The organism is Wolbachia endosymbiont (group A) of Acrocera orbiculus, from assembly GCF_947250015.1.
Classification (GTDB): domain Bacteria; phylum Pseudomonadota; class Alphaproteobacteria; order Rickettsiales; family Anaplasmataceae; genus Wolbachia; species Wolbachia pipientis.
The window spans coordinates 28,997-44,187 of sequence record NZ_OX366272.1 but is presented as its reverse complement, the minus strand read 5'-3'; the positions used below and the strand labels follow the sequence as shown (position 1 = coordinate 44,187).

Here is a 15,191-nt window from a genome sequence, read left to right as displayed (position 1 = left end):
ATCAATAGACTTCTTGCGTTACCTCCTGTCATTCCAGTGTCAGCTACTTGGATGACACCCTATTGATTACTGAAATGACATGGTTTGCAAACATTCTGTTACTTAAGCTTAAAAAACGTGTATGACAGTGTTATTTCGCTCAAATCTTTTGTATTGTTATCAAGCATTATCTCAGGATCTATATAAAAAGATACGGGCATAGCTGCTTTTTGTTTTGGTAGCAACATTTGTTCTTCAAAACAAAAGCATGCAATTTTATTGAAATACTTACCTGCTTTGAAAGGCGTAACGTTATACACCGCCATTCCAAATGAAGGCTGATCAGATAGATTTTTTGCGTAATAAAACGCTAAACTTTGTTCTCCTATGTTTACGTCAACGTAGTTAGTTTCTGATTTAAACTCCCAAGGTAGATCGGACATTATATCAGCATTGAAATGGACCCTGATCTTTTGGTTAGTTATATTTGTTGTTGTGTTAGTTACTTTTCTTATTGTGCCACCATACCCAGTAGCTTTACAGAAAATGCTATATAGAGGTACCGATGCATATGCAAGACATATCATCGACACAACTAAAGATACTAAAAAGAAAACTATAGAATTCTTACTGCCTTTCCTTAAAAAGGAAAACATCTAATCCCTATTGTTGAACAAGTTAAGTAACCTGAGTAGATTGAGAAACATATTAATAAAGTCAAAATAAAGATTAGTTGCACCGAGTATTGCCAATTTAGTAGTAGCAACTTCTGATCCGTCATTATGTTTATAATAAACGTCCTTGATTCTTTGAGCATCATACGCAGTCATTAAGGTAAAGACTATTACTGATATGAACGATATTGCAAAGTGGAGAGGACTACTTCCAAGAAATAAATTTACTATAGACGCAATGATTAACCCCCAAACTCCCATAATCAAGAAAGAGCCCATACTTGTAAGATCTCTTTTTGTAGTATTGCCATATAAAGCCATAGAGCCAAACATGATTGATGTAATGAAAAACGCCCTTGCTATATTTTCTGCAGTATAAACTATAAAAACATAAGATAAGGAAAGCCCCATTAACACTGAGAACGAGAAAAATATAGTAACGGCAGACTGAGCACTTAGGTGTTGAATTCTATAAGACATGTAGAACACCAATGCAACCGGAGATAACATTACCACAAGCGATAGAACGGGATTAGAATAAATTACTTGAAAAAGACCAGAAAATACTGTTAAAAATGCAACAAGCCCTGTGACGCCCAAAGCTAAAGCCATGTAATTGTATACTTTAGTTAGGTAACTTCTAAGCCCAGCGCTATAGTAAACGCCTTGAGAGCGAATATCCTGTTCATTTCTCATATAAGACATAATATAACTCCTTTTGTCCATTATTTAACACATTATAATATAAAACCACATTTTTATCAAGTGTTTTTATTATAAACAGCTATGCGCTGGCATTTGTTTTAATATAAATAGAATATAGGCCTATTGCTGCTGCATTTGAAACATTTAAGCTGTCAATTACGTTTGATATTGGGATCTTTAAAAGATAATCACAATTTTCTTTAACTAACCTCCGCATTCCTTTCTCTTCAGAACCAAAAATAATTACTCTTTTTTTCTCAAGACTCTTTATTTCATCTATATTTTCTTTAGCATTGCAATCAAACCCGTAACACCAGTAGCCGACCTTTTTTAAATACTGCATAGTTTTTACTATATTTGTAACGTATATTAGCGGAACAATATCTAAAGCCCCACTTGCTGCTTTTGCAATAGATGCATTTTCACTCGGTGAATGGTTATGTGGTAAAACCAATGCGTTGACATTAAAACAAGCTGAAGTTCTTAAAATCGACCCAATATTGTGCGTGTCAGTGACTTGATCTAAAATGACTATAGTAGAGCTGTCGTTTGAGCTTTCAGCTACTTCTTCGATGCTTAAGTTATAAAGAATAGGGGCAACATTTAAAGCAATTCCTTGATGGTTAGCACCTTTAGATAAAACGTCATTAAGTATTTTGTTTTCTACTAATCGAACTTTAATGTCCTTACTATTTACACATTGCCTAATTTCTTTTTCATGTTCTCTATAGAAATTTTCTGTTACTAACAGTTCTATACACTGCCTATTTTTATTCTTCAGTGCTGACATGCAGGTGTGCTTTCCATACAGCCAAAAATTCTCATTAGTTTTTGACGATTTCATCGTATTATCGAAAATCGGGTTTTTATAGAATAAGCAACATTTTACTATGTTTGGATATTGTTGTAAAATTATACAATTCGATTAATGCGTTTATGTCGGACGATGAGTTGGATTGGCAAAAAAATGTTAAGCCAATAGAATGTGGAAAAGTTACTTTGAAAGTTGATCATAAAGTAAATATAAAGTCTATGGTTGATAAAGGTACCTCCGACTTACAAAGGAATTTTCTTAATACCAATAATGGTAACTCATCATTTTGTCTTGACAAAAACACAAAATCAAAAGTTGATAGGGGTAAATATTTTATAAGCGATAAGCTCGATTTGCACGGCTATAGTATAGAGGATGCTTACTGTAAATTGATAGATTTTATTATCAAAAATTATCGAGCAGGAAATAGATGTTTATTGGTAATTACGGGATACGGCAGTGCAACAAATAAAACAGACACTATAAAGAGTAACTTAAATAAATGGTTAAATGACACTAAAATCCAGCATATGGTTCTATACTACCAACAAGCTACGAAAAAACATGGTGGTAAAGGGGCTTTTTATGTTTTATTAAGAAGGCTTAGGCCCTATTAGCTGCTTAAGTTTCCTTTTAAGCCTTAATTTTTCTTGTATAACCATACAGTGTTCGGCAGCGCGTGACGCACAACTGTGCGAACATTGTGATTTGGGTCTACCAGGAAGGATGTCTCCCAGTACCTCTTTTCCCGTCATCCCGCTACGTGTTAGCGGGATCTCATTTCACTTTATGAGGGTGTCATCCGAATAGCTTGACTACTTGGATCCAGATTGGATACTGAGTTGGTGAGTATAAAAGTATAGCTTCTACGTCATACCGCCGCGGTATCTCAGCCGCTAACAAGTAGCGGGGTGACGAGTTACTATACCGCTGCGAACCGTCATACCGCGATTTATTCCATAGCTGTACGAACATTCATTTTTGAAGGTAAACTGCACAGCAAATGGTGTCATTCCAGTGCTTGACACTGGAATCCAGCCGGCTTTGTTGCATCGCTAGCTATGATGGATTAAAGATAAAAAAGGTGGAGAATATCAGTAGCTTATTATTCTGGTATTTATAACAAGAACGGTCAGTGAATACCTAAATTTGAGTAAAAGAAATTTCACTACCACTCACTAATCCGGCTAAAATTCAAGAATTTCAATGCTTTAGCTATTTTCAATAGAATTAAATTTATTAATATAAATAACAAATTACTATTCTTAAATTTGATCAGATTGATTGCAAAAAAACAAGATTTTCAATAAGTTGCTTATAATCCTAATTATAGTTAGCCTTTCATAAGTAGCGATGCAACAAAGGCATTCCAGCGTCACGCGCTGCCATGTGGTATACAAATTTCCTTCGAATTACAACGTACGTGCGCTCTATATGCACTTGATTGACAAATGCTCTCTTATCAAAATCTCAAGAATCTGCACTATATTTAATGCTGCGCCTTTGCGCAGGTTGTCAGCCACTATCCACATATTTAATCCGTGCTCAACAGTATTGTCTCTTCTAATACGCGATACATATACAGCATTCTCCTGTACAACATCAATTTGAGTTATGTATTCACTATCTTCACGCCTGTTGTACACTAAAACTCCACTATCTTCGGCTTCACTTAGCACTTCACGAGCTTGTTCTTCAGTGATATGTTGATCAAATTCCACATTTACTGCCATAGCGTGACCGATAAAGACGGGTACCCTTACACAAGTTGCAGTAACTTTTATATCTTCCTCTAAAATTTTTTTTGTCTCCTCTTGCATTTTCCATTCCTCTTCTGTAGAACCATTTTCCATGAATTCTCCTACATGGGGAATGCAATTGAATGCTATTTGCTTAGAGAATATCTTGGGTTTTTTAGCTTCGTTCATAAAGATTTTTTTTGTCTGGTCATAGAGCTCATCCATTGCTGCTTTGCCTGCACCAGAAGTTGATTGATAAGTTGAAGCAACGATTCTCTTTATTTTTGCTTTTTGGTGTAATAGATGTAGTACTAGCAGCATCTGTATTGTAGTACAGTTTGGATTGGATATTATGTTGTGGTTTTTATATTCCATAATTTTTTCTTTATTAATCTCTGGAATAATGAGTGGCACACCCTCTTTCATTCTAAAATGGGAACTGTTATCTATCACGATGCATCCAGCCTGTGTTGCAATTGGTACATACTCTTCAGAAACATGAGATCCAGCACAGAAAATGGCTACATTAGTTCCAACGAAGTCATAATCCTCAAGGCATAAAACTGTTAACTCTTTGTCACCAAAGCTCACCTTCTTCCCTTCTGATTTTTTCGATGCAAGTGCAATAACGCAATCTATCGCCTCATCTTGAAATTCAGCAAGCGTGCTTAATACCTCACGCCCTACTCTTCCGGTTGCTCCAATAACAGCAATTTTGTATCCCATATAGATGAACCTCTAATTTCAAAGTTCTATTATATTTTTACTGACAAAATTTACAATTGTTTTAATATTTTTACCTTGCAATTAATTGTAATTTAGCTATTATTATGCAATATTAGTAATATTACATAATGAAATGAAAGATGAGTAAGGAATACGATGAAACTAAGGTTAAACCTGCAATTTCTACACCTCAAGGGCCTGAAGGAACCAATGGATCAAAGGCCCAAAGTGTTCTTTCGAATAAAAGAAAGCCTACAATAAATTTTGATGATAAAAAGTATGGTGTAAAAACCTCTAAAATAGACCAACAGTCTCTAAACAAAAGACAAGAATCTTCAAAGCTAAGAGATTTCTTAAGGTCAATACCAATAATAAGGAGATTTTTAGCAAGGATTTTCACACCTGAAAAAATAGAAATCATCAGTAACCCTATATATGACAACATGGAAGCATATAAAAAATCGCAGGAAGATTACCCTAGTAAGATAAAAGATGAAACTAGTATAGATGATGAACACACAAAAGAAGTAGATAGTAAACTTGAGAAGGGTAATGTTGAACAAGTGGACAACAAGAAAAGTCGTAGTTCATAAATATCAATCATTTAAAAATTATCTCTAGTTATAACATTGTATCTGTTCAGATGCATGGCTCATGTACAAATATTGAAACAAAAATTCCAGTGCTCCCTTTCTTGTCATCCCAGTGCGTGACACTTGTATCTTTATGATGTGAGGCATTAGAGCTAAAATACCTCACAGGGAGGGTGAAGCTGATGCGACACTAATGCCATTAAGCCAGATTTTGCTTCCCTCCCATAGAGTTAAAGACTGAACAGTATCTTTTGGAATTATATCCCGTATTACAAGGTTAGTCTAAACTCTCAGTTTATTTATAGTCTTGGAGGCAATTTTATGCAAGTAAATGCTATTTTGGGTGTGGATATTTCAAAAAAGAAATTTGATGTTTGTTTGTTAGTGGACAGTAAAAAACGACACAAAGTCTTTCAAAATAATCAAGATGGTTTTGCAAAACTTGTAGTTTGGTGCAATGGCCATGGAGCAAATCTTACTCATTTATGTCTTGAAGCAACTAGTTGGTATGGAGAAGATTTGGCTACTTTTATGCACGATTTAGGACATAATGTCAGTATAGTAAACCCAGCCCAAATCAAAGCTTTTGGCAAAAGTGAGCTGCTCAGAAATAAGACAGATAAATCAGATGCAGCTATGATAGCTAGATTTTGTATCGCCAACAAACCTGCTCTTTGGAAGCCCATTGCACCTGAAATGAGGCATTTGAGGGAGCTTTACCGTTGCATGCAATCGCTAAAAGATGATAAGGTGCAACAGACAAATCGCTTGGAAAACAAAAATATGCATTCCAGTTGCAAAGAAGCTATATCTAAAGTAATTTTGGCAATAGAGGAGCAAATTATTGTTCTCGAAAAAGAAATTAATGAGCATATAAATAACTATCCACATCTAAAAAATATGGTGGAAAACCTTAAGACTATAAAAGGTATAGGATATCTTACTGCTGTTGCTGTTGTCGCAGAAATGCCATCAGTTGATAACTTTGACAATGCTAAACAATTTACAGCTTTTGCTGGTCTAAATCCAGGACATTATCAATCGGGATCGTCAGTAAGTAAGAGAAGTTGCATATGCAAAATAGGATCTGAGCGTATTCGAAAAGCTCTTTATATGCCAGCTATAGTAGTCAAAAACCATAATAATCATTTTCAAAAGTTTTGTCAGCGTCTAGCAAGTAAAGGCAAATGTCCAAAAGTCATAGTTCTTGCGTTAATGCGAAAATTAATGCATGTCTTTTTTGGTATTCTTAAAAATAATCAACCATTTAATTGTAATTTTGTTGGATAATTTGTTTGACAGCAGAGACAGTATCTGGGATGGCTTTGTTGCATCGCTAGCTATGATGGATTAAAGATAAAAAAGATGGAGAATATCAGTAGCTTATTATTCTGGTATTTATAACAAGAACGGTCAGTGAATACCTAAATTTGAGTAAAAGAAATTTCACTACCACTCACTAATCCGGCTAAAATTCAAGAATTTCAATGCTTTAGCTATTTTCAATAGAATTAAATTTATTAATATAAATAATAAATTACTATTCTTAAATTTGATCAGATTGATTGCAAAAAAACAAGATTTTCAATAGGTTACTTATAATCCTAACTATAGTTAGCCTTTCATAAGTAGCGATGCAACAAAGCCATCTGGGATCCAGGAAAGTTTGCTTGTGAGCAAGCAAACTAGCATAGAAAGTGGTTACAACATTTTCGATGAGATTATATGGAAAACTGGATTCCAGTGGGCTTTGTTGCATCGCTCAAGTGAAAAGAACTGGCAGTTACTGACAAAATTCATTATAAATAGCCATTTAACTGTTGAAGAAAAAATATGCCACAAAAAATGAGAGTCAGTAACTGCCATGAATATAACAAATTTCTCCAAGAAAGAGGAAGCATTTTTTGTTATATCAATGACGCCATAGAAAATTGGTACGAGAATTGTCCAAAAATGCAGGGCGGCAACTATATTTATAGTGATAAAGTTGTGATTTTGGTGCATATAATCGTCAGTTTCTTTAGAATTGGTTTAAGACAAACAGTCGGGTTTATAAAAGGGTATTTGCAACAAATAGGAAGAGATTTGGCAGTTATCAGCTATTCACAAGCATCAAGAAGGTTTAAGAAACTTAATATTAAGATAAATGATTGCAGAATTGATAAAAATAATATGGAAGATATCGAAATTGCTATAGACAGTACAGGAATTAGTATATACAACAACACTCCTGGTCACAGCAAGGAAAATAGCACTGACAGAAAATATCGTGGCTATGAGCAAACGAGAAAATTGCACGTAATGTTGAATATAAACAACAAAAAAGCCATAGCTGTAAAATACAGTAACGGTGTCTACTCTGATCACTATGGAGCTTGTGATTTGCTAAAAGAAGTTGATTTTCAGCATGCCATAAAAGCACTATATGCAGATAGAGCATGTGATAGGCACAAGTTTTATAAGTTGTGTAACAAATATGATATAAAGACAAAAATTCCACCAATAAACAATGCGGCAGAACATCCAGAAATAGATTATATGTCTGACAGGAATGCTGCTATTAGGTTAATAAAATTATACGGTGAAGATGGCATGAAAGAATGGAAAAAAGAAGTAAATTATGGGAAAAGATCTTATATTGAAGGGTTTTTCTCAAGATTAAAGCAAATATTCGGATTTAGTTTTAGGAATAAATCTGAGATAAATCGAGAAAAAGAACTGCTAATCAAATGCTATTTGCTTAATAAATTCACTGATATTGGTATGGCTAAATTTGAGATAGTTACATGAATTTACCATAAATCACCATCTCATAAAGTGTGATGCAACAAAGCCCACTGGGATCCAGGAATTTTATTAAGTTGGTAAGCATAAAAGTAGCCGTTTTATGTTAAAGCACAACGTTCTTGATGAGATTACGGCAAGGCTGGATTCCAGTGGGCTTTGTTGCATAGCAACTGAAAAAATCTGGTGGCTACTGACAAAATTCATTATAAAATAGCCATTTAACCTTGAAAGAAAAAATATGCCACAAAAAATGAGGGTCAGTAACCATAGCGAATATAACAAATTTCTAGAAAAAAGAGGAAATATTTTTCATTATATCAACGAAGCCATAGAAAAGTGGTACGAGAATGGTCCAAAAATACCAGGTGGCAACAATATTTATAGCGATAAAGTTGTAATTTTGGTGCACATAATAACTTGTTTATTTAGAATAGGCCTGAGGCAAACAGTTGGGTTTATAGCAGGATACCTTGAGCAAATTGGGAAAAATTTGCAAGTTATCAGCTATTCACAATCATCAAGAAGGTTTAAGAAACTCAATATTAAGATCAATGATTGCAGAATTGATAAAAATAATATGGAAGATATCGAAATTACTATAGACAGTACAGGAATTAGTATATACAACAACACTCCTGGTCATAGCAAAGAAAATAGCGAAGATAGAAAGTATCGCAGCTATGAACAGACAAGAAAATTGCATGTAATGTTGAATACAAACAGCAAAAAAGCCATAGCTGTAAAATACAGTAACGGTGTCTACTCTGATCACTATGGAGCTTGTGATTTGCTAAAAGAAGTCGATTTTCAGTATGTCATAAAAGTACTATATGCAGATAGGGCATATGACAGAGAAAAGCTCTATAAGCTGTGTAATCAATATGGTATAAAAACGAAAATTCCTCCGAAAAACAACGCAGCAGAGCATCCAAAATTGGATTATATGCTTGATAGAAATGCCGCTATTCAGTTAATGAAATTACATGGTGAGAATGGTATAAAAAGATGGAAAGAAGAAGTAAATTACGGAAAAAGATCGTATATTGAAGGATTTTTCTCAAGGTTGAAGCGAATATTTGGGTTTAGTTTTAGGAGCAAATCTGAGATTAATCGTGAGAAGGAACTGCTACTCAAGTGTTATTTGCTTAACAAATTTACTGAAATAGGCATGGCTAAGTTTGAGATAGCTTCATGAATTTATTGTACGTTACCTACTATCCGAAGAGCGATGCAACAAAGCCATTCCAGTGTCAAGCACTGGAATGACATCGTTTACTATGTGATATCGTGCCATATTGCAATGTTTGTACAGTTGTGGAATGAATCACGGTATGACGTAGGGCTATGCTAGTATAGGTACATTATATGAAGAAGTACTAGCGTTGGGAATATTAGAAAAAAAATACTTACACTAAAAGAAACTTCAGTAGTAAATTCAAAAAGGAAGTTTAAACCCAGATGGTAAACCCATCATACCTGCAAGATCAGAAGTTGCATTCGCCATATCTTCTTCTGCTTTTTTAACGGCATCATTAAACGCTGCTGTTACTAAATCCTCTACTATATCTTTTTCCTCATTTCTCATAAGTTCTAAGTCTATGTTCACCTTTTTAGCTTTATAGCTACCTATTTTTATGACTTCCACTAATACAGAAACTTTGCCACCACCAGAAATACCTTGAAACTCTTTTCCAACATATTTTTCTTGAGCTTCTGCAAGCTTTTTTTGCATCTCTTGCGCTTGTTTCATTATTTGACTAAAATCCACAACTTACTCCTTATTTTCTATATTAACTACTTTTGCACCTTTAAACGTGTCAAGGATATCCTTAACTGCAGGTGCATAATTTAAATTACTCACTTCCCTGTTTATATAACCTGTATCAACTGCAATAACCCACTCTTGCTGAGTCACCTGGTTTAAGTAATTTTTTAAATCATTGCAAAAATTACTATCCAACTTAGATACAGCTTTTAATTTTAAATATCCAGGTTTACAATCTATTAATTGTAGATTATTATACAGTTGTTTGTAAAGATAAATTTGGTTACTCCGCCTTAATAGTTGCAAAACTTTGTCAAAATCATAATTTTGTTGCTGTTCATTTCTTACATTACGCGTATTTTCCGGCTGTGCATTCTGCGAAAGAATTTTTTTGACCACCTGTTCCGGAGAAGGCAGATCAGAAAGATAACAGAGGCTAATTAACATCATTTCAGCAGCAACATCGTTGCATGTTGAAGTTTTTATATCTTGAATACCTTTAAGCAACATCTTCCACAATCTCGAAAAAAATATTAAAGATCTCTTTATACTTAAATCTTTTATCCTATTCTTTTCATGCTCTGTAACTGCATTATCAATCTCTTTTGTAATCAAAAAACGGCATACTAACTGAATTGTTTGCAATAGACCTTCAAAAATACTAAGTGGGTTTGCTGTTTTTACCGCCTTGTCAAACACTGATAGAGCTTTCTGTAAATCACCTTCTAATATTGCCCCTAATAGATCGAATATAATATCTTTATCCACTAGGCCAAGTATGTCTGTCACATTTTTAGTGGATATTGCACCATCTTTGCTATATAGCACTGCTTGATTCATCAAAAACAAGGCGTTACGCATTGAATTTCCAGAGTGTCGTGCAATTAATTCTAATGCTCCCTTTTCAATGGAATAACTCTCTTTTTGTGCAACATCATTTAAACGTTCCACTATTTTAGCTACAGGAATGTTGTGTAAATCAAATCTTTGACAACGTGCAATAATAGTTATTGGTATCTTTTTTATTTCCGTAGTTGCTAAAATGAACTTTACACTAGATGGTGGCTCTTCTAGGGTTTTAAGTAATGCGTTAAATGCACTGCTAGATAGCATGTGTACTTCATCTATAATGTAGACTTTGAATTTAGAGCTTATAGGTGAATAGCAAATATCTCCCAGGATTACTTTAATATCGTCAATGCTAGTGTGACTTGCTGCATCGATTTCAATTACATCTGGATGGCTTGAATTTTTTATTGCTAGACAATTTTCACATGATCCGCAAGGTTCAAAAATTGGCCCCAGGGAACAATTCAAACATAAAGCTATTATCCTTGCAGTGGTGGTTTTACCAACTCCACTACTACCAGAGAGCAGTATAGATTGTGGGATTTTGTTTAAAATAAAAGCATTTTCTAATACACGCACTAATATATCTTGACCTACTAGATCTTTGAAGCTACTAGGACGATGTTTTAATGCTATATTCATAGCCTCGGATAAAACAAATAATGAAATAGGTATGCAACCCAAAAAGGTTCTGATATGGCTGCTTCATTTCTGATCTGACCAAATTACAGAGTTTTTGCCTGCATACCTTATAAAATATTATACTTTTTTTTTTATTTAGCAAGGTATATCCTATGTTAGTTTTATAATTTGATATGTCAGATTTTTTGCAGTGCTATTTTGAAGTAAACAAAAAGTTAGTTGTCATGCAAGTCACTACAAGATTGTCACTCCAATGTTTATTTATGTCATTTCAGCGCTTATTTATGTCATCCCAGTGCCTAGGCATACAGCTGTATGAATGTTGTGATATAAGAGCAATTTTTACCGAAAAGGATGTCATCCCAGTGCTTGACTACTTGGATCCAGAAAACTTAACTGTAAATGAGCGCACTAGGCAATTGTATAACAAGAACTGGATTCCAGTGTCAGCTACTTGCATGACACTACCTGCTACGCAAACTTCTGTGGACTACAAAGAAAGTTCGTACAGTTGTAGGTCACGCCATAGAGTAACAAAAAAAGGATATTGGTATAACAAAAGAGGAACATTATGATTTTATATCATTTTCCTCTTTGTCCATTTTCACGAAAAGTTAGAGCTTTTCTAAAAGAAAAAAAATTAGGCTGTGATCTAGTGTATGAAAATCCGTGGGAAAAGCGGAATGAATTTATGGAGATCAATCCAACCGGGCAAGTACCAGTGTTAATAGATAATAACTTTGTAATAGCGGATAGTAATGCCATTTGTGAATATATAGAAGAGACTTACAATAGCGACGTCAAATTACTTGGTTCATCCACTATTATTAAGTCTAAAATACGCGCTCTAATCAATTGGTTCGATAACAAATTTTACAATGAAGTTACTAAGTATATTATGAATGAAAAAGTAATTACTAACCGCAGCCCTGACTCTAGATTTCTTCATGCAGCTCAGCATAACCTGCCTTGCCATATGGAATACATCGAACACTTAATTAACAAGAACGTTTGGCTTGCAACTGATAAGTTCACTTTAGCTGATATTACTTTAGCATCGCATATTTCCGTAATGGATTATGTAAGTAGTTTTGCATGGGAAAAAAGTAAAATTTTAAAAGAATGGTACTCCATTGTTAAATCAAAGCCTTGTTTTCGTGAGATATTATTAGAGAGGATTTCTGGTTTAATCCCTCCTAAACATTATGCTGACCTTGATTTTTAACTTATGTTAGCTTTAAAGCTACAGTCATTCCTTCATCAGTTGGAATCAATATAGAGAAATATTTTTTTTCATCTGATAATCTATTATTAAACTCCCTCATGGCATGCCATGATTTTTCTGATACTTCTTTTGGAGGCGATTCTAAAAATACTGTGTTAAACAGTAGAGTGTTATCTGCAACGATTAGCCCATCTTGTTTAATGTATGACTCTGCCCAATCTAAATACTTAGGATAACTACTTTTGTCAGCATCAATAAATATCATGTCAAATGGTGCTTTTGCTGATAATTCATTAATTTTTTCCAGTGCATCGCCTTCTATTAGAGTAATTTTATCACTTAGATTAAAAGCACTAAAATTTTTTTTTGCTATTCTTGAGTGTTGAGGATTATTTTCTATTGTATATATATGACCGTCTTTTAGTAGAGCTTTTGCCATGCAAATCGACGAGTAACCGTATAACGTGCCAATCTCAACAATACTTTTGATTTTTTGGATTTTTATAAATAAACTTAATAGCTTTCCTTCTTCAGGGCCAATTTGAATATGTTGCTTTTTTTCAAGAATACAATATTCTTCTATTTTTTTATATTCTTTTGCAAATAGATTTCTTATGTATGACAATTTTATACTAAAATTATTACGCATATATTATAAATTAGGGAGACTTAATTCATACACAATTTATAAATATAATAATATAGTTTAAAATAATAAAAACATTTATTTTAAGTTATTATTTCATAGTATAAAATTTTAAGTGACAAAAATTATTATATATCGTACTATAGTTAACTAGTATAATAAACAGTCGATTATTATGCTAGAATTAAAGGGATTGTTTATGCGCATTTCTCTTTTTAAAATATAATTTTTATAATCAATTAGAGGGGGTTATATGTCTTATACTATTGCTGGTGAAGTTGAAACGTTAAACAAAAAATCTAACAAGAATGAAGGGGTTATGTTACTACATAATCCAGCTTATCGTGAAAAGTATAAAGAACGTTTTGATGAAGCTCAGAGAAAAGTTATGGATATGGTTCAGTTTTATGATGGGACAATAGTATTAATAGAGAATAAAATCGCTATGTATTACTACACTTGGCACAGTAAAAAAAGAGAGTTTGAGCGTAAAAAACAACAAACAGTAGTGAAAAACAATGACTCAGCATAGAGTCTTTTATATGGTAAGCTACAGTGGTATTACTTCACTATAGCTTTTCCATATAATTTATCTATCACATTAGTGAAATATTTCAGCTCTTTATACCCTCCATGTTTAACTTTATTATGCTCTATATATGATTTATCATCGTTAAGCTTGATGAAAAATATTGGAGTGGCTGTGATACCAAGTTTATTAATTGCCAGTGATTTATCATTTACGATTTTATCCATTATTTTCTTATCATTAATGCATTGGTTAAATGCATCTTGCTTTAAGTTGCTTAGTGCAGCAATTCTTTGTAGTAAAGTCAAATCACTTAAATTGTAGTAATTCCACGAATCTATTGAGTTAAAAACAGCTTTGTTAAAATTAAAGTAGTCTTCTTGTTTTTCGTAGCAATGACTTAGGATTGCAGCCTTTAGCCCTCTGTAATCCAAAGGAAAATGACGAAATATATATAACATCTTACCTGTGTCTATATATTTCTCTTTAATTTTAGGAAAAACATTCCTATGAAAAAGAGAGCAGTGATAACAAGTTAATGAAGCATATTCTATCATTAGAATTGGTGCTTTTGGATCTCCTAATAATTTATCATCAGGTAATGGCGATAATAGCTCATTTGATGTTATTTCATTGGGTTTTTTTTGAATGTATTGGTTATCGGATAAATCTTGCTTAACAACTGCATAAGAATTAACACTTATGAAAATTAATAAAAACAATAGTCTAAAAATCATTACAATATAAACACTTAACTTACTAAAAAAAATTATACATTTATATTAATAATGTCAAGATAACTTTTGTTTAGCAAGGCTTTCAGCCCTATCTTTAAATGCAGCAATTATTTTACTTTGTGTATACTTATATACTGAGTTTAATAAAGTGGAAAATGAGTTGGACTTAAACTTAAACTCTATATAAAACTTTACCATAGTTTTATTTTCATCTATGGGAATGAATTGCCATTCATTGTATAGATGTTTAAATATTCCATTTGATGATACAGCTTTTATCCAACCTTCATTTGTTCCACTTGGAGAAAGAGAAGTAACTTCTGATGTATATCTACCTTTAATTCCATGAAAAGCTGCGAGGAGATCCACAACCATTTGGTTGTTAATTTTTTCTTTTATATAAACGGCTTTGCACCAAGGAACAAAATCAGGATACCTTTCAACATCAATTACAATTTGGAATACTTCATTAGGCAAACATAGGAAAACACCCTGTTCTTTGTATTGATGAAGCATAAATGTTAAACCAATCAAAATAGGATCCGTATCTACCGTCAGCCTTAGTAGATTCCTGAGACTAAAGTTAAGGTGGGCATCGCGTATCAATTTCAACGAAATTAACAGAGGCAATTCCCTTGACTAGAAATTATCGCTCGGGAAATTTAACTTAACTCATAACGCATAGAACAGAACCTTAATTAATTGTAGATGATTTATACAAGGTGTGTCTATAGATATATTAAAGCTAGCGATTATTATTTAATCTTTATTAAACTTTGCA

17 protein-coding genes, 2 other RNA genes and 1 pseudogene are annotated in these 15,191 nt (G+C 33.2%); 9 read left to right on the top strand and 11 right to left on the bottom strand.

All coding sequences use genetic code 11. The features are described 5' to 3' along the window. Positions 1 to 98: 98 nt before the first annotated feature. The 3 genes from OOL03_RS00220 to rlmB form a co-directional block, all read right to left on the bottom strand. On the bottom strand, positions 99 to 635 hold the full coding sequence (locus tag OOL03_RS00220; protein WP_006279376.1) for a cytochrome c oxidase assembly protein: 537 nt from the start codon (positions 633 to 635) through the stop codon (positions 99 to 101). Further along, a complete protein-coding gene (locus OOL03_RS00215) occupies positions 636 to 1,358 on the bottom strand; it encodes a Bax inhibitor-1/YccA family protein (protein WP_155969329.1) in 723 nt (240 codons plus the stop codon). It abuts the gene before it with no gap. Positions 1,359 to 1,437: 79 nt separating this feature from the next. Beyond that, complete coding sequence (gene rlmB, locus OOL03_RS00210) at positions 1,438 to 2,202, bottom strand: 23S rRNA (guanosine(2251)-2'-O)-methyltransferase RlmB (RefSeq protein WP_253303421.1); 765 nt, start codon at positions 2,200 to 2,202, stop codon at positions 1,438 to 1,440. Between the two features lie 92 nt (positions 2,203 to 2,294). Between rlmB and OOL03_RS00205 the strand changes: the two genes are divergently transcribed. Next, positions 2,295 to 2,789, top strand: a complete 495-nt coding sequence (locus OOL03_RS00205) for a Smr/MutS family protein (RefSeq protein WP_264707379.1) — start codon at positions 2,295 to 2,297, stop codon at positions 2,787 to 2,789. A gap of 813 nt (positions 2,790 to 3,602) precedes the next feature. Here the strand turns inward: OOL03_RS00205 and OOL03_RS00200 are convergent. Beyond that, the gene (locus OOL03_RS00200; RefSeq protein WP_012673309.1) at positions 3,603 to 4,637 is read right to left on the bottom strand and encodes an aspartate-semialdehyde dehydrogenase; all 1,035 of its coding nucleotides are present in this window, start codon (positions 4,635 to 4,637) and stop codon (positions 3,603 to 3,605) included. 140 nt (positions 4,638 to 4,777) lie between these two features. On the opposite strand from OOL03_RS00200, the gene OOL03_RS00195 reads away from it, so the two are divergent. The 5 genes from OOL03_RS00195 to OOL03_RS00175 all read left to right on the top strand — a co-directional run bounded on the left by OOL03_RS00195 (position 4,778) and on the right by OOL03_RS00175 (position 9,212). Next, a complete protein-coding gene (locus tag OOL03_RS00195) occupies positions 4,778 to 5,230 on the top strand; it encodes a hypothetical protein (protein ID WP_012673310.1) in 453 nt (150 codons plus the stop codon). 321 nt (positions 5,231 to 5,551) lie between these two features. Beyond that, positions 5,552 to 6,520, top strand: a complete 969-nt coding sequence (locus OOL03_RS00190; protein WP_236514440.1) for an IS110 family RNA-guided transposase — start codon at positions 5,552 to 5,554, stop codon at positions 6,518 to 6,520. A 382-nt stretch (positions 6,521 to 6,902) separates the two neighbouring features. Then, positions 6,903 to 7,079: a hypothetical protein gene (locus tag OOL03_RS00185; RefSeq protein ID WP_264707378.1), complete on the top strand. Its 177-nt coding sequence runs from the start codon at positions 6,903 to 6,905 to the stop codon at positions 7,077 to 7,079. Next, positions 7,064 to 8,020, top strand: a complete 957-nt coding sequence (locus OOL03_RS00180; protein WP_253303014.1) for an IS5 family transposase — start codon at positions 7,064 to 7,066, stop codon at positions 8,018 to 8,020. Before OOL03_RS00185 ends, OOL03_RS00180 begins: the two co-directional genes overlap by 16 nt. Before the next feature lie 235 nt (positions 8,021 to 8,255). Continuing rightward, positions 8,256 to 9,212 (top strand): IS5 family transposase, encoded by a 957-nt coding sequence (locus OOL03_RS00175; RefSeq protein ID WP_253303449.1) that lies wholly within the window; start codon positions 8,256 to 8,258, stop codon positions 9,210 to 9,212. A gap of 240 nt (positions 9,213 to 9,452) precedes the next feature. Here the strand turns inward: OOL03_RS00175 and OOL03_RS00170 are convergent, their stop codons facing one another. From OOL03_RS00170 to ffs, 3 genes are all read right to left on the bottom strand, one after another. Next, positions 9,453 to 9,785: a YbaB/EbfC family nucleoid-associated protein gene (locus OOL03_RS00170; protein ID WP_010963017.1), complete on the bottom strand. Its 333-nt coding sequence runs from the start codon at positions 9,783 to 9,785 to the stop codon at positions 9,453 to 9,455. 3 nt (positions 9,786 to 9,788) lie between these two features. Beyond that, complete coding sequence (gene dnaX / locus OOL03_RS00165) at positions 9,789 to 11,273, bottom strand: DNA polymerase III subunit gamma/tau (RefSeq protein WP_253303579.1); 1,485 nt, start codon at positions 11,271 to 11,273, stop codon at positions 9,789 to 9,791. 15 nt (positions 11,274 to 11,288) lie between these two features. Then, positions 11,289 to 11,388: signal recognition particle sRNA small type (ffs, locus tag OOL03_RS00160), an RNA gene on the bottom strand. A gap of 247 nt (positions 11,389 to 11,635) precedes the next feature. Between ffs and OOL03_RS06875 the strand changes: the two are divergent. Beyond that, positions 11,636 to 11,753, top strand: a pseudogene (locus tag OOL03_RS06875) (WPE palindromic element domain-containing protein); the annotation flags it as partial. A gap of 91 nt (positions 11,754 to 11,844) precedes the next feature. Further along, positions 11,845 to 12,498 (top strand): glutathione S-transferase family protein, encoded by a 654-nt coding sequence (locus OOL03_RS00150; protein ID WP_264707376.1) that lies wholly within the window; start codon positions 11,845 to 11,847, stop codon positions 12,496 to 12,498. A gap of 1 nt (position 12,499) precedes the next feature. Here OOL03_RS00150 and OOL03_RS00145 read toward each other — a convergent pair whose 3' ends face one another. Then, positions 12,500 to 13,147 carry an O-methyltransferase gene (locus OOL03_RS00145; RefSeq protein WP_010081993.1) on the bottom strand — a complete coding sequence of 216 codons (648 nt, stop codon included), beginning with the start codon at positions 13,145 to 13,147 and terminating at the stop codon, positions 12,500 to 12,502. A 250-nt stretch (positions 13,148 to 13,397) separates the two neighbouring features. Between OOL03_RS00145 and OOL03_RS00140 the strand changes: the two genes are divergently transcribed. Beyond that, positions 13,398 to 13,676 (top strand): DUF2671 domain-containing protein, encoded by a 279-nt coding sequence (locus OOL03_RS00140; RefSeq protein WP_006279425.1) that lies wholly within the window; start codon positions 13,398 to 13,400, stop codon positions 13,674 to 13,676. Between the two features lie 29 nt (positions 13,677 to 13,705). Here the strand turns inward: OOL03_RS00140 and OOL03_RS00135 are convergent, their stop codons facing one another. From OOL03_RS00135 to ssrS, 3 genes are all read right to left on the bottom strand, one after another. Continuing rightward, positions 13,706 to 14,410 carry a DsbA family protein gene (locus tag OOL03_RS00135; protein WP_264707375.1) on the bottom strand — a complete coding sequence of 235 codons (705 nt, stop codon included), beginning with the start codon at positions 14,408 to 14,410 and terminating at the stop codon, positions 13,706 to 13,708. Between the two features lie 54 nt (positions 14,411 to 14,464). Beyond that, on the bottom strand, positions 14,465 to 14,926 hold the full coding sequence (locus OOL03_RS00130; protein ID WP_010963012.1) for a type II toxin-antitoxin system RatA family toxin: 462 nt from the start codon (positions 14,924 to 14,926) through the stop codon (positions 14,465 to 14,467). 19 nt (positions 14,927 to 14,945) lie between these two features. Continuing rightward, a non-coding RNA gene (gene ssrS / locus OOL03_RS00125) (6S RNA) lies at positions 14,946 to 15,106 on the bottom strand. Positions 15,107 to 15,191 lie beyond the last annotated feature (85 nt).